Source organism: Vibrio sp. 99-70-13A1, from assembly GCF_013114625.1.
In the GTDB taxonomy this organism is placed as follows: Bacteria; Pseudomonadota; Gammaproteobacteria; order Enterobacterales; family Vibrionaceae; genus Vibrio.
Genome location: NZ_VTXD01000047.1, coordinates 14881 through 30349 on the forward strand (window position 1 = coordinate 14881; position 15469 = coordinate 30349).

The window sequence follows — 15469 nt, forward strand, 5'->3', positions numbered from 1 at the left end:
TGTGTCATGCCTATGAGTGAGCCTTATAATGATTAAGTGGTTTCGCTCGGGTTCTCCGTGGATTTGGCTAACGGGCGGTGCAGTCAGTATTAGTATGCTTTCTGTATTGGGCTTAATGCTCTTGATCGGCTGGAAAGGGCTTACCTACTTTTGGCCGGCACCGCTGTACCAGTGGCAAACTCAAGTTAATACTGAATCTTTTGTTTCAGGTGTTGATGCTAATGTCACGTCTAAAGATGTACTGATTGGTCAGCTTTATGAGCGTAAATATATTCCGCTAGAACAAATTTCAGGTGACCTAAGCGAGTTCTCTGAACAAAGCATTGAAAGTGGATTTGTCCGTAGGTTAAGCATTAAAGTGGCGAATAGAGAGCTTTACCCTGCTGATTTTGTCGCCATTCTAGAAGTAGATTTACTTGAGCCTACCATGCCTAAAGAATGGGCGGTTATCGAACGAAGTCGAGGTGGATATTTCTTTGGCAAGCCAGTCGGCTTTAAAACCGCATCAGGTATCCGAACACAAAATATTGATCAAGAGTTAGTACGCGGCTTAGCATTTTCAGACACACTTCGAGATGAAACGTCGAGGATTGTAGATCAAGAAATTCGTGATATTAGCTGGCAACTAGAAAAATTACGGCTTGAAAAGCGTAAGCACCAACTGAATGAACAGTTAACTGACAACTACCTGAGTTCCTATACATTGAAAAAGGAACAATTGAATAGTCAGTTGATGGATGCCGAATTACGTTTAGAGCAATTAAGAAAACAGCTGAACATTGAAGCTTTACTTGTCGTCGATATGACAGGAGAAACGGTTGAAATTCCGCTTAGCCATATTTTAGATTACTGGTATCCAAACCAAATGACTTACCCTGAAAAAATTACACATTGGGGTAAACAGGTTTGGAAATTCTTATCAGAAAACCCGAGAGACTCTAATTCTGAAGGCGGCGTATTTCCTGCAATTTTTGGCACGGTTTTACTGGTTATATTAATGTCTATCGTTGTGATGCCTTTAGGCGTTGTTGCGGCTATTTATCTACATGAATACGCAAAAACGAATGCTTTGACACGAATAATTCGAATTGCTGTGATTAACTTAGCCGGTGTGCCATCTATCGTTTATGGTGTTTTTGGACTTGGTTTTTTTGTTTATACCATTGGCGGATCAATTGATTCATTGTTTTATGCAGAGCGCTTACCAGCCCCGACTTTTGGTACGCCTGGGTTACTTTGGTCTTCACTGACTTTAGCGGTATTGACCCTACCTGTAGTGATTGTGACGACAGAGGAAGGTTTAACCCGAATCCCAAGTGCCGTGCGTCATGGTTCTCTGGCGTTGGGGGCGACACAATTTGAAACGCTATGGCGGATTATTTTGCCTATGGCGAGCCCTGCTATTATTACAGGGCTAATTTTAGCAATTGCCCGCGCCGCAGGTGAGGTTGCACCATTAATGCTGGTGGGTGTCGTTAAGCTTGCATCGAGTTTACCGGTAGACAGCCAGTTCCCGTATATTCACCTAGACAGGAAGTTCATGCATTTAGGCTTCCATATTTATGATGTTGGGTTCCAAACATCAAACATTGAAGCCGCAAGACCACTTGTCTATGCCACTTCATTTTTGCTGGTTACAGTGATTGTTGGGCTTAACTTAACGGCAATTAATATCCGAAATAACCTGCGTGAAAAGTATCGTACTTTAGGACAAGATTAAGATGTTTTCGATTAATGAGACTTTGGGTTATCAAGCACCATTAGACGTACATAACCTAACGAAAGAAGAAACCGCTATCTCGATAGAGAACTTGAACTTGTACTATAAAGAGGCTCAAGCACTTGACGATATTTCAATGAATATTCCTAAAGGACAAGTGACAGCATTTATTGGACCTTCTGGTTGTGGGAAATCGACATTGTTGCGGTGCATTAATCGTATGAACGACTTAGTGGAAGGCTGTAAAGTTTCAGGGAAGGTGAAACTTTATGGGAATAATGTTTATCACCCTAAGGTCGATGTCGCGACGTTAAGGCGTCGAGTAGGTATGGTTTTTCAGCGGCCTAATCCATTTCCTAAATCCATTTATGAAAACGTCGTTTATGGATTGAGGCTACAAGGTGTTAGTAATAGCCGAGACTTAGATGATGCAGTAGAACGCTCTTTGAGAGCTGCAGCTTTATGGGATGAGGTAAAAGATCGACTTCATGAAAATGCTTTCGGTCTATCTGGTGGGCAGCAGCAACGTTTGGTTATTGCTCGAGCAGTTGCTATTGAACCGGAAGTTCTTTTACTTGATGAGCCAACATCGGCGTTGGATCCTATTTCCACATTAACTATTGAAGAGTTAATTAACGATCTTAAGACGCAATATACTGTAGTAATTGTTACGCATAACATGCAACAAGCCGCGCGAGTGAGTGATCATACTGCCTTTATTCATATGGGAAAATTGATCGAATACTCAGATACGGATTCAATTTTTACATCGCCATTGAAAAATCAAACAGAAGACTATATTACAGGTAGGTATGGTTAATTTATTGAAGTTATCCGTATTGGGAAATATCTAAACTAAGGAAAATACATGCAATTTGGACGTCATATATCAGGGCAGTTTAATGTTGAATTAGAAGCTATTCGAACTCATGTGCTTACAATGGGTGGTTTAGTGGAGCAACAACTGTCATTTGCGATGCAGGCTCTTCATAAGGATGATGCCGATCTCGCAAATAAAGTGATACGTGATGATCATAAAGTGAATGCGATGGAAGTATCCATTGATGAAGCGTGTACTCGAATTATTGCTAAGCGTCAGCCTACCGCTAAAGATTTACGCCTAATCATGGCGATCATCAAAACAATCACAGATTTGGAACGTATCGGCGATGTTGCGACTAAAATCGCTCAAGGGGCATTAGAAACACCTTCTCCTAAAGTTCAGCAATTCCATGTATCTCTTGAGCCTTTGTGCCGTCAAGCCATTACTATGCTTCATCAAGTGTTGGATGCGTTTGCACGTATGGATGTGGATGCTGCAGCAGAAGTACATAAATTGGATGATAAGCTTGATGCTGAGTATGAAGCTGTTATTCGACAATTAATGACGTATATGATGGAAGATCCTAAGAACATCCCAAATATTTTGCAGGTGATGTGGTCAGCCCGAGCGATTGAACGGGTGGGAGATCGTTGCCAAAATATCTGTGAGTACATTATTTACTTTGTTAAAGGCAAAGATGTTCGCCACCTAGGAGATCAAAGCCTAGATGACGCACTCAAGTAGTAATCATTTTATTAGAAGCGAATAATTGCTCCTAAGTTAATGTTGACCGTGGTGTTGTAAGGGACGAAAGTCTTGTTGTGATCAAATATATTAAAATCGGCTCCGGCTCTTAATGCCAGAGTGGAATTAGCTTGGTAGACATACGCTCCACCTAAACTTAAACCTACAGCCGTTTTCTTTTCAGTGATATTTGAACGTGTTTTTTCACCATCGTAGTCAGCTAATCCAACTTCAGCCTGAAATCCGTGAATTTGCTTTGAGCCAAACATATTCTGAATGCCAACTCTATAAGCTCTTACGGTTTCGTCATATCGACCAGTCTCATACCAAATATCCGAATAACTAAGATAAATAGCGTCAAAATCTACGATGTCAGTAATTCCCGCTTGAATACCGAAGCCGTGGTAAGCGCCAATTTTTAATTCTGGTGATAGGTGAAGGTCACTTGCTGAAGCAGAAACTGAAGCAAGAGCAATGCAAATTAGAGGGATATTGAATTTCATGTTTAGCACCTTAAGCGTTACCATCCTTGGCGCTATGAATATTTTATGTGAATCGATGATTAAAATTTATAGCCAACAGTAAGAGACATTTGGTTAACGTCATAATCATCTAATATGGCGAATTGAAATCGAAGATCAGTATATAGACCCATAGAAAGATCTGCTCTGATACCGGTACCAAGCAAAACAGAAGTGTCGTTTGTGGTATATGAATAACTCCCTCTAGAGGTGTTTACTTTATCTGTGTGCTTGATATGTGCGAGCCCAATAACCCCATAAGGCTTGATATTGAAACCATCAAGAAAGAAGGCATAGCCAATATCAGCATCAATTTTGTAGTTGGTTAGCTCTGATTTATAAGTAGTATTACCAAATGTTGCATCATCTTTATTCTGCTCTAAAGAGACGTTTATACCGACAATTCGATTGAAATCGTAGCCGTATTCTACTTTTATCCCTGAGCCTAAATCGGAAGTAACATTGTTTACGGTTGTCGTTTCTAACTCTCCAGATGAAAAACCTAAACCGACACGGTGACCTTGGTAATGTGAATTAGCAAAAGTACTGCTTGCTGTAATTAAAGCGATAATTGCTGTTATAGATGTTGTAAATTTCATAACACTCTCGAAAATAGTTAGGTTGAAGCTTCTACTTCAAAGTTAAATTGTTCCCTTAGATAAGAATTCCCCCACCATCCATAGCAGGGGAGAGAGTGTTACTTAAAGTTGTATTGAATACCTACGCCACCAGAGACATCAGACGATGAATACTTACCAGATGTTTCATAATTCAATGTACCAGATACACTTAGATTTTCGTTGACACCATATGCTCCACCAAGAGCTAATGCTTCTTTAGAACCTGCGAATCCCACACCCGCACCAATCGCGAATTCACCGTTAGTGACAAAAGGTCTTGCGTTAGTTACAGCATGTAAGCTTGCTCTAATGCCATCCATTTGTTCTTGGTGTTCATTGAATTTTTGGTTGTACTCTTCTGCCATTGCTTGAAAGCCAAGCTCTAAGTCAGAACTACGTTCAGCTTCAGTTGGTCCTGAAATATCAGGTACATCAATATCATCTCCTTCAATAGGGTTTGATGGTGTCGTTGGCTGTGGTCTTTCAGGGCTATTATCAACAGGTGGTTGAGTCGGCTCTGGTAACGTTGGTTGAACAGGCAAAACAGGTTGAGTTGGAGTTTGCTCAATCGGTTGTGTAGGTTTTGGCAGTTCAATAGGGTGACTAGGCTCTGGTAATGTTGGTAGTACTGGCAAAACAGGTTGAGTTGGCGTTTGTTCAATCGGTTGTGTTGGCTTTGGCAGTTCAATAGGGTGACTAGCATCTGGTAATGTTGGTTGGGCGGGTAATACAGGCTGAGTCGGGGTTTGCTCAATCGGCTGTGTAGGTTTTGGAAGCTCGATTGGATTAACTGCGTCAACCCAAGCTGGATTTTGTATGTCGTTTTGAGCTAGGGCTGGAAGAGCAAATAGGCTTGCTAGTGATGCTGCGATAATTGACTTGTTCATTGATTACACTCTCAATAAATAAAATATTGAGCATCCTTACTATGGTTTAATGTTGACTCCGTGTCGATGGAGTAGATATTAAACAGTGTATTATATTTATTCTAAGTAGTTATTTGTATACATGTAATAAGCCTTGCTTATTAATCTGCATCTTCATAGCTTCTTCAATTAAATGGTTTAACCACAAAGTTAGTGGGTTATTTCGATTTTTGGTATGGATATGACTATATACCGCTATTTTTTTCTGTTTTTCTTCAAGCTGAATGTCTAGAGCTCTGAGGTTTGGGTAATTATCTATAGGAAACAAATCAGAATGAGGCATATACATATCTGAGTTGAGTAATACGTCTATGATTGCCATAAGAATCTCAGAACGAAAGCCAATTTTATGTGGAATAGAAAGGCTGTCTAAAATTTGTGAAGCTCTGCTGAAGTTATCATTCCAACCGGGAGATATCATGGATGCAATATCGTAGCCTTCAAGTTCTTGAGGGGTCACCAATGATTTTTTTATCGGGTGATCTTTTCTTACAAATAGCCGCCCGGTTACTTCAATAAGTTTTTTTGCGTATATCTCTTTCGATTGGTTTGGCAGCTCATAAGCCACTCCTAAAAGGACATCACCTTTTTGAATATCTTCGGCTGATGATGTCGTCCAGCTAGTTAGCTCTAACTTAGAATTAGGTGCTTGGGTCATTATTTCTTTGTATAAGGTGCCTGATAAGCAGGCTAGTACTACTGGGGATAATGCGATTTTTATCGGGTAATTAATATCTTGTGGGTTGAACACGCTCGATGAGTTAATTGCTGTCATCAAGCCATCTAGGAATGGAGTGATTTCATTGGCAAGTTGTTCGCTAAAAGCAGTGGCTTGTAAGCCGCCATGAACTTTAACGAACAGATCATCAGAAAAGTGGTGGCGAAGTTTTTGAAGAGCTTGGCTTACTGCTGGTTGGGAAACAAATAATCTTTCAGATGCTTTCCTGGTATTTTTCTCTTGATGTATGACTAAGAAGGTTCTCAGTAAGTTTAAATCTAGACTGCTAAATAAGTCCTTAGCCATAAATACTCCGTTATTCATTGTCCTTTCAGTAATATACGTGATTTGTAGTGATTCCCATCATCATATTGTAAGTAATCACTAATATGACGATGGGGAATATCAGAAGTCTTTCATCTTATATCGGCTTAAAGTGATCTAGTGATGGCTTTGATAGCCATTATTTTTTCTGTACTAGTGACAGGTATAACGTAGTCATTAATATCACTGTGCCCCATCTGCGCTGAAGAGGCTTTTTCCATTTTACTTGAACGGGTTGTTTTTCCTGATAAGTGAAGAGAAGTGACGTTTGTGTTGTTTAAAATAGTATGTGCATTACTGTCATTAACTCCCGCTCCAGCCATAATATCAATTCTTCCTTTTGCTTGAGCAACCATACTTCTTAATATAGAACAGCCTTGCTCGGCGGTGCTTGCTAACCCTGAGGTCAGTATTCTTTCACAACCTAATTCAATGATGTCTTCTAAAGCTTGCTGGTAATCATTGCTTTGATCGATTGCTCGGTGGAGGGTAATTCCTAAGTTTAAGCGATGAGCTTCGTCAGACAATTGCTTCATTATTGGCATATTGATGCTGCCATTTTTATTGAGCACTCCCAGTACGACTCCATTTAAACCAGCATGGCTTGCCGCCGTAATGTCTAAAAGCATGCAATCAACATCATCAGCATCAAAAATAAAATCTCCCTGGCGCGGTCTTATCATTGCGTATACCGGAATCGTCGATATTTTTGCTGCTTGTTTCATCATTCCATAGCTAGGGGTTAGTCCGCCTAAAGCAAGGGAGGAGCATAGCTCAATACGATCAGCACCACCTTCAATTGCGTTATGAAGAGATTCTAGGTTATCAATACAAACTTCTATTTCAATACTCATGACTCAGCCACATTCAAAAAGAGTGGCTCGATGATAACAACGAAAGAGCAGGGCTGAATAGCGTTGGTCAAAGGAAAATAGGGGTAAAGTTTGGTGTTATGCATGCCTCTATTTACTGAAATATAGAACGCTGAAAGTGGTGTTGATAGAGGAAGGGGGTCAGTGTGAAAAATAGTATAAAGAAAAAGCCCGAAGCGTTAACTTCGGGCTTTTAATAAGGACTTTACTTCTTAACTGATTGGCGGTGCGCTTTGCGCTATTAGCTTATGCTTTATTTCTCTTTATAGAGAGTCTTCCAACCATTAACCCGTGTTGAGTTCGGGCTTAAGAGGTAATTACTTGCTTAAGTCGTCAGCGTGCTCAGATAGGAATGCTGCAACACCTTTTGGAGATGCGTCCATACCTGATTTACCTTCTTCCCATTGTGCAGGACAAACTTCACCATTCTTCTCGTGGAAGTTAAGTGCGTCTACCATGCGTAGCATTTCATCGATGTTACGACCTAGTGGAAGATCGTTAACTACTTGGTGACGTACAAGACCGTCAGCATCGATTAGGAAAGAACCACGGAAAGCAACGCCTGCTTCTGGGTGCTCAACATCGTATGCTTTACAGATTTCGTGCTTAACGTCAGCAACTAGTGGGTATTTAACTTGACCGATACCGCCATCAGCGATAGCAGTGTTACGCCATGCGTTGTGAGAGAATTGTGAATCGATAGAAACACCAATTACTTCAACACCTTTAGCTTGGAAATCTTCTAGACGGTTGTCAAAAGCGATTAGCTCTGAAGGACAAACGAATGTGAAGTCTAGTGGGTAGAAGAAAACGACAGCTTTCTTACCTTTTGTGAATTCTGCGAAGTTGAAGCTATCAACGATTTCGCCGTTACCTAGAACAGCTGCAGCAGTAAAATCAGGGGCTTGACGACCTACTAGTACCATTTTGGAATCTCCTAAAAATTTAATGTCCAAACATCTTTGTTTGGGCTTTCGTTTCTACGCGACAAACTATAGTACAAACGCTACTATAGAAAAAAGCGAATTAAATAGATTAAGTTAATCGAAAAAAGCGATTAGGTTACTATCTATTCTTACCGCCAGTCTATTGACCTTCAATTAACTTATCCTACTCATATTACAAAGTAATTTCATGAATAAATGGCCCAGTCTTAAACAGCTTCATTACCTCGTTACGCTGCATGAAACACGTCACTTTAGTGATGCTGCTGATCGCTGCTTCGTGAGCCAATCAACACTTAGTAAAGGTATTCAAAATTTAGAGGAGCTAATTGGGTGCCCTCTATATGAAAAGAAAGATAAGAAAAGCCCACTTGTATTCACTCAGGCTGGAGAGCTGGTGGTGAAACATGGTCGTGAACTATTAGCGAAGGGACAAGATTTAGTTGAACTTGGAACTCTATGCCAAGGTGACGGTATGCAAGGTCAACTAAAAGTTGGGTGTATACCTACTATTGCACCATTTCTTTTATGTGACCTCGTTCAAGAGGTAAACAGACGCTTCCCACAATTAACGTTATTACTTAGAGAGGATACGACGACTAATCTATTGGCCGCGCTTAGGCATGGTGAGTTAGATGTCCTTATTCTTGCTTTACCTGTCGATATCGCCAATATGAGAAGTAAAGTTGTTGGGCAAGACCCTTTTAGAATGGTCATTAGTCGTAGTCAAGCGGATGGTATCCGTGTCCCTATTAAATACGATGATCTGCCTGATGAATCTGTTTTCTTACTGGAAAATGAACACTGTTTGACTGAGCATGCGGTATCTGCCTGTAAATTAACCGATAAAGAAAAGATAAACCCGTTTACTGCGACGAGTTTACATACTCTGGTTCAAATGGTCGCTAACGGTCTAGGCACCACTTTTATTCCGCAAATGGCTATAGACCATGGTTTGCTCGAAAATCAAAATTTGGTTGTGATTGATCCACCAGGCCAGCAAGCATACCGTGATATTGGCTTAGTTTGGCGCCCTAGTTCTTCTAGACAAGAAACATTCAGTCAATTAGCAGAAGTAGTATCTGAACTGCTTTAGCGGTTGGTCTTATACAAAAAGCTCACTGTAAAAGGTGGGTTTTTCAGTATAAAGCTCTGTTGGTGTTTTTTATCTTGTAAAATTTTACAGCTTTTAACTTTTAAACCTTTCATACAATAGTAAAATTTCACACAAGGTGTTTTACAGTTTTTTCTCCTTATCTTGTTTTAATAGTCATACTTTCCTACCTCTAACTTATTGTTAAATAAGCAACGCCTTACATACCTATTGTTTCGAACGCTTGTTTTAAACGAATTTCACCTATCAAAATTTTGGTAATTTAATTACGTAATAAATTACAAATTTAGGTATTAAAACAGGTGTTTAATCACAACCGGACAAAACTTCGTTTTTAACTTTTTATTAACTTTAGACCTTTAGCTCTACACGATCTTGGTATAGGTTAAATGCATACCAGATAAGACTTATGTCTAGCTTTAAAAGGCTTGTAATCAAGTTTCAAGTCGGGGAATGTAATAGGCAGAGCGACAAAGGTACAAAGTAAATTAAGAAAAACTGAAACGTAAAAATGAAAGATAGGACCGATGTGAGAACGACGATGTAAATGTTCTTTGTGGTTTAAAACTTACAAATGTAGTGTCAAGGACGGGATTATGCTTGCTCAACCAACGAAAACAACATCGCAGAATAATAAAAACACTCAAACAGAAGGCATGCTTGAGGTGACTGGTCACCTTTCTCCAGAACACCAAGCAATTTTCCCTTTGGAAGCCCAAACCTTTTTATCGTTACTGTGTGAGAAGTTGGCTCCTCAAATTGACGAGTTACTTATCATACGAGAAGCGAAGCAAGCACAAATCGATGCTGGTCAACTGCCAGACTTCTTAAAGGATACACAAGATATCCGAGAGGGAAGCTGGAAGATTCAAGGGATCCCTTCTGATCTGCAAGATCGTAGAGTAGAGATTACAGGCCCTACAGACCGCAAGATGGTGATTAATGCACTGAATGCAAATGTGAAAGTATTCATGGCTGACTTTGAAGATTCAATGTCACCAGCTTGGAGTAAAGTGCTCGATGGGCAAGTGAACTTGCGTGATGCTGTTAATGGCACCATCAATTACACAAACCCAAGCAATGGTAAGCAATATCAGCTAGCCGAAGATCCTGCCGTGCTTATTTGTCGAGTTCGCGGCCTGCATTTAAAAGAAAAGCATGTCACTTTCAATGGTCAGATTATCCCTGGCGCTTTGTTTGATTTTGCTCTGTATTTCTATAACAACTATGTCGCCTTACTGAAAAAAGGCAGCGGACCATACTTCTATATTCCTAAGCTACAGAGCCATCAAGAAGCTAAGTGGTGGAGCGATGTATTTCATTTCACGGAAGATTATTTCGGGCTTGATACTGGCACCATTAAAGCAACGGTGCTTATCGAAACTTTGCCAGCTGTATTTGAAATGGATGAAATTCTATTTTCACTAAAAGAACATATTGTCGGTTTGAACTGTGGACGCTGGGATTACATTTTCAGCTACATCAAAACCCTACGTAAATACCCAGATAGAGTACTGCCAGATCGTCAAGTAGTAACCATGGACAAGCCTTTCCTTAATGCTTATTCAAGGTTGTTGGTAAGTACGTGTCATAAACGTGGAGCTTTCGCTATGGGAGGAATGGCCGCCTTTATTCCAGCGAAAGATCCTCAAACAAACCAGCAAGTGCTCGATAAAGTACACAACGATAAATCATTAGAAGCGAATAATGGACATGATGGTACTTGGGTAGCACACCCTGGTTTAGCAGATACCGCACTGAACGTTTTTAATGAAAAACTGGGAGAACGTACAAATCAGCTAGATGTATCACGCAATCAAGATGCTCCGATTTCCGCAGAAGAACTTTTAGCGCCTTGTGATGGTGAAATAACAGAGCAAGGTATGCGACATAACATTCGTGTGGCGTTGCAATACATCGAAGCTTGGATTTCTGGCAATGGGTGTGTACCTATTTACGGACTAATGGAAGATGCCGCCACTGCGGAAATATCTAGAGCCTCAATATGGCAATGGATTCAGCATCAGAAAACATTGGACAACGGTGCTGTTGTGACTAAGTCCCTATTTGAACAGTATCTTTCAGAAGAATATCTAGCTGTGAAAAATGAAGTAGGGGAAGAGCGATTTTCATCAGGAAGATTTAAAGAAGCCGCTAAATTAATGGCTGAATTAACCACTAGCGATGAGCTAACTAACTTCCTGACAGTACCTGGTTACGACTTCTTAGAGTAAGAATTGAGCAAGTAAATAACATAACAATTATGAAAAATAAGACGATTCAATAACGTATTACTAGAAAACTAATCACTAGAAATAGATACCTAAACAATAACGTGAATATAAGCTTCCAAATTCAGAGTCAGCCGTACTGATCGAGAAGTAATGCCAAGGTGCATGAAGCGCCAATAATGAGAGGGATAGACCATGACATTAACTCGCCGCCAACAAATTGAAGCTCTAGAAAAAGATTGGGCAACGAATCCACGCTGGAATAACGTAAAGCGTACTTATACAGCAGAAGAAGTTGTTGAACTTCGTGGCTCTGTAGTACCTGCAAACACTCTCGCTCAACGTGGCGCAGATAAACTTTGGGAACTTGTAAATGGTTCTTCTAAAAAAGGCTATGTGAACTGTTTAGGTGCACTAACTGGCGGTCAAGCAGTCCAACAAGCCAAGGCTGGCATTGAAGCGATTTATCTTTCTGGTTGGCAGGTTGCCGCTGATAACAATACAGCTTCAACAATGTATCCAGATCAGTCGCTATACCCAGTAGATTCTGTCCCTTCGGTAGTAAAACGTATTAATAACTCATTCCGTCGTGCAGACCAAATTCAGTGGGCGGCAGGTAAAACGGCTGAAGATGATGGTGGTATTGATTACTTCCTACCTATCGTAGCCGATGCAGAAGCCGGTTTTGGTGGAGTATTGAATGCTTATGAGCTGATGAAAAATATGATCGAATCTGGTGCGGCTGGAGTTCACTTTGAAGACCAACTGGCTTCCGTTAAGAAGTGTGGTCATATGGGCGGTAAAGTACTGGTTCCTACACAAGAAGCGGTTCAGAAATTAGTTGCGGCTCGACTAGCGGCAGATGTAGCGGGTACCACAACACTTGTAATTGCACGTACTGACGCGAATGCTGCTGACCTACTGACATCGGATTGTGACCCATACGATAGTGAGTTCATCCAAGGCGAACGTACTGCTGAAGGTTTCTACAAAGTAGATGCGGGTATCGACCAAGCTATTTCTAGAGGCTTAGCTTATGCACCTTATGCTGATTTGATTTGGTGTGAAACTGCAACACCATGTCTTGAAGAGGCACGCAAATTTGCTGAAGCGATTCATGCCCAATACCCAGATCAACTGCTTGCTTATAACTGTTCACCTTCGTTTAACTGGGAGAAAAACCTAGACTCAGAAACGATTGCTAAATTCCAACAAGAGCTGGCAAATATGGGTTACAAATACCAATTTATCACTTTGGCTGGTATTCATAACATGTGGTACAACATGTTCGAATTGGCACACGCTTACGCACAAGGTGAAGGCATGCGTCACTATGTTGAGAAAGTTCAACGTCCTGAGTTTGAAGCTGCGGATCGAGGCTACACATTTGTAGCTCACCAACAAGAAGTAGGTACCGGTTACTTTGACCGAATGACTAATACGATTCAAGGTGGCAGTTCTTCAGTGACGGCATTAACTGGCTCAACAGAAGAAGAGCAGTTCTCTTAACCTGTACTAGCAGTAGACTTAACCAGAACTTACTATAATTAGAACTAACAAACGCTATCACTATTTCATTATTTACATAGTGATAGCTTATAAAATTCCTTATTGATGGGAATGCATGAAACCCTGACCTTTGAGCGACTAATTTAGTCGCTCTTTTTTTGTATTTATAGATTATGAGTTTAAAGGTGGGTGAGCATAAATTGAGATTATCGAATGACTGGTAAAAAGAAAGCGCTTCTCATTTTACTGAGAAGCGCTTTGTTATAAGAGGGCTATCTAATTTGCTAATAGAAGTTAGATCTACTCGTTAATCCATTACACTTTAAAGCCAAAGCCAAAGCCAAAGCCAAAAGAGAAGCTAAAAATTAAAGCTTAAAGAAGCCCAATAGATCTTTCTGTTTGGCGGCTAAAGAAGAAAGCTCTTCACTTGCTTCTTTGCTTTGTCTAATGCCAGAAACATTTTGATGAACGATATCGAAAGTCTGAGATACATTCTGAGAAATGTCTTGAGTCACACCAGATTGCTCTTCAGATGCAGTGGCAACCTGCGTGTTCATATCGGAAATCAAACTAACTGAGTGAGTAATAGATGAGAAGGCTTCACGTAATTGTTCACTGTAGCTTCGAGATTCCTCGGCAAGTGATAGATTTGATTGCATGAATTGATTCGCATCTTTAGCTTGAGCTTGTAATCGAGAAATGATCTCTTGAATATCAACCGTAGATTGCTGAGTTTTCGCTGCAAGTGATCGAACTTCATCGGCTACAACCGCAAAGCCACGACCTTGTTCACCGGCTCGTGCTGCCTCAATTGCGGCATTCAGTGCAAGTAAATTGGTTTGCTCTGAAATCGAGTTAATGACTTCAATAACCGTTCCAATCTCAACTGAATATTCTTGTAATTGATTCACAATATTAGACGTTTCTTCGATTGATGTTTCCACTTTACGTGATATGTCATCAGAAGAATCTAAAGAGTTTCCGCCTTTTTGAACATTAGACGTTGCATCGGTGGCTGCACTCTCAGCACTTGCTGCGTTTTGGCTTACTTCACTTGCCGTGCTCGAAAGCTCATTAATCGCCGTCGCAATTTGTTCCATTTGGCTCAGCTCTTGTTGAGCATTGCTTTCTGTTTCACTCATGACTGCTGTTAATTCGACAGAAGCTGCAGAAACGTTGTCTGAAATCTGGTGGAACCCATCAATAATTCGGCGTAGCTCTTGGCGCATTTCCAAAATATTGGCATAGATGCCACTTTCTTTACCCGTGATTGCGATTTCTTTAGATAGGTTGCCTGAAGCCACTTCTTCAACAATGGCTTGAATGTCACTAGGTTCGCCACCTACTACTTTAAGTACACTACGGTAGATCGATACCGCAATACCCAAGGCAATAATTACCACTAAGATAGAAAGAATCACGAGAACAAATTGTGCATTAGAGAAACGTTCAACCATCTCAGGTCCAACAGAATCTTGCTTTGCTTTAGTTGATAACTTTATTTCTTCGATGGTTTTTGCCGCTGACGCACCCATAACATCAAGAGTGCTAGAAATTATCCCGTTTCTTTGACTGATGGTTTGAACGACTTCTGCAAACGTGTTTTGGTAGGTTTTAAATGAATTATTGAAGTCATTTAAATGACCTATTTGCTTTGTCGACATCAATTGTGATTCGATCTCTTCAGATAGCTCAACGGCATACTTGAACTCTTGTTGTGCTCGCTTTGCATCTTCAAGTTGGTTGCTCGTTAAAAATTTTGATGCATATAAGCGTGATAGCAAAACGTGTTGTTGAAGATTGCCTGAGCTAACTGCAACTTCAAGATCTTCTTCAACCGATGCTTGTTCCATGAGGTTCGATACCGCTTTTCTCATGTTAATGCCAGATGGATCAAGTTGGTCTTTAACAAGGTGATTACGGTTATTTACGAGCTGAACAACTTGGTTAAATCCTTGACCGTACTGTTTCAGTTGATCTTCAATCGCTAAAAATTCGTTTTTATGACCATCATCAATATGAGAATTCAGTACGTCTTCTATGAGTTGAACAGAGGTGTTTATACGTTTATCTAATTCTGAAATATGGGAAGAGCTAGGGTTTTTAATGTATTTCAATGCAGCTAGTCGAGCTTCTAAAATATTGGCTTGAATTCGACCTGTAGAGACACTTGTTAATGCTAGGGAACGGTAGGTATTAAAACCATCACTCGATTGATAAAAACGTAACGAGGCAACAATTGATATGACCAATATTAAGGCCAAAATGACCCCGAAACCTAAGGATAGTAACTTCTTTAAACTCATAATGATAATTCCTAGTGAGACAGCTTACTTAATTATTATTGTTAACGAATTCTTACATTATAGTTATTAATAAATACATCAGTATGTTGATTTAAAT

General features: G+C 40.2%; 13 protein-coding genes. 6 read left to right on the top strand and 7 right to left on the bottom strand.

All coding sequences use genetic code 11. From position 1 onward, the window contains the following. Positions 1-28 precede the first annotated feature (28 nt). The 3 genes from pstA to phoU are packed head-to-tail and all read left to right on the top strand — an operon-like array spanning position 29 to position 3287. Positions 29-1720: a phosphate ABC transporter permease PstA gene (gene pstA / locus F0226_RS20485; protein WP_171737362.1), complete on the top strand. Its 1692-nt coding sequence runs from the start codon at positions 29-31 to the stop codon at positions 1718-1720. Position 1721: 1 nt separating this feature from the next. Beyond that, on the top strand, positions 1722-2540 hold the full coding sequence (gene pstB / locus F0226_RS20490; RefSeq protein ID WP_171737363.1) for a phosphate ABC transporter ATP-binding protein PstB: 819 nt from the start codon (positions 1722-1724) through the stop codon (positions 2538-2540). Positions 2541-2588: 48 nt separating this feature from the next. Continuing rightward, positions 2589-3287 (top strand): phosphate signaling complex protein PhoU, encoded by a 699-nt coding sequence (gene phoU, locus F0226_RS20495; RefSeq protein WP_171737364.1) that lies wholly within the window; start codon positions 2589-2591, stop codon positions 3285-3287. 11 nt (positions 3288-3298) lie between these two features. Here phoU and F0226_RS20500 read toward each other — a convergent pair whose 3' ends face one another. The 6 genes from F0226_RS20500 to F0226_RS20525 all read right to left on the bottom strand — a co-directional run bounded on the left by F0226_RS20500 (position 3299) and on the right by F0226_RS20525 (position 8194). Continuing rightward, entirely contained in the window at positions 3299-3790 is a 492-nt protein-coding gene (locus F0226_RS20500; protein WP_171737365.1) for a hypothetical protein, read from the bottom strand. 59 nt (positions 3791-3849) lie between these two features. Next, positions 3850-4407, bottom strand: a complete 558-nt coding sequence (locus F0226_RS20505; RefSeq protein ID WP_171737366.1) for a porin family protein — start codon at positions 4405-4407, stop codon at positions 3850-3852. 98 nt (positions 4408-4505) lie between these two features. Then, a complete protein-coding gene (locus F0226_RS20510; protein WP_171737367.1) occupies positions 4506-5315 on the bottom strand; it encodes a YadA C-terminal domain-containing protein in 810 nt (269 codons plus the stop codon). A gap of 109 nt (positions 5316-5424) precedes the next feature. Further along, positions 5425-6378 carry a LysR family transcriptional regulator gene (locus F0226_RS20515; RefSeq protein ID WP_171737368.1) on the bottom strand — a complete coding sequence of 318 codons (954 nt, stop codon included), beginning with the start codon at positions 6376-6378 and terminating at the stop codon, positions 5425-5427. A 125-nt stretch (positions 6379-6503) separates the two neighbouring features. Next, complete coding sequence (locus tag F0226_RS20520; RefSeq protein ID WP_171737369.1) at positions 6504-7250, bottom strand: copper homeostasis protein CutC; 747 nt, start codon at positions 7248-7250, stop codon at positions 6504-6506. Positions 7251-7585: 335 nt separating this feature from the next. After that, positions 7586-8194, bottom strand: coding sequence for a peroxiredoxin C (locus tag F0226_RS20525; protein ID WP_137374983.1), 609 nt, complete (start codon positions 8192-8194; stop codon positions 7586-7588). A 208-nt stretch (positions 8195-8402) separates the two neighbouring features. Between F0226_RS20525 and F0226_RS20530 the strand changes: the two genes are divergently transcribed. The 3 genes from F0226_RS20530 to aceA all read left to right on the top strand — a co-directional run bounded on the left by F0226_RS20530 (position 8403) and on the right by aceA (position 13066). After that, positions 8403-9308, top strand: a complete 906-nt coding sequence (locus tag F0226_RS20530) for a hydrogen peroxide-inducible genes activator (RefSeq protein WP_171737370.1) — start codon at positions 8403-8405, stop codon at positions 9306-9308. A gap of 614 nt (positions 9309-9922) precedes the next feature. Next, positions 9923-11560 carry a malate synthase A gene (gene aceB / locus F0226_RS20535; protein WP_171737371.1) on the top strand — a complete coding sequence of 546 codons (1638 nt, stop codon included), beginning with the start codon at positions 9923-9925 and terminating at the stop codon, positions 11558-11560. A gap of 192 nt (positions 11561-11752) precedes the next feature. Then, the gene (gene aceA, locus F0226_RS20540; protein ID WP_171737372.1) at positions 11753-13066 is read left to right on the top strand and encodes an isocitrate lyase; all 1314 of its coding nucleotides are present in this window, start codon (positions 11753-11755) and stop codon (positions 13064-13066) included. Between the two features lie 365 nt (positions 13067-13431). Here the strand turns inward: aceA and F0226_RS20545 are convergent, their stop codons facing one another. Then, positions 13432-15372: a methyl-accepting chemotaxis protein gene (locus tag F0226_RS20545; protein WP_171737373.1), complete on the bottom strand. Its 1941-nt coding sequence runs from the start codon at positions 15370-15372 to the stop codon at positions 13432-13434. Between the last annotated feature and the right edge of the window lie 97 nt (positions 15373-15469).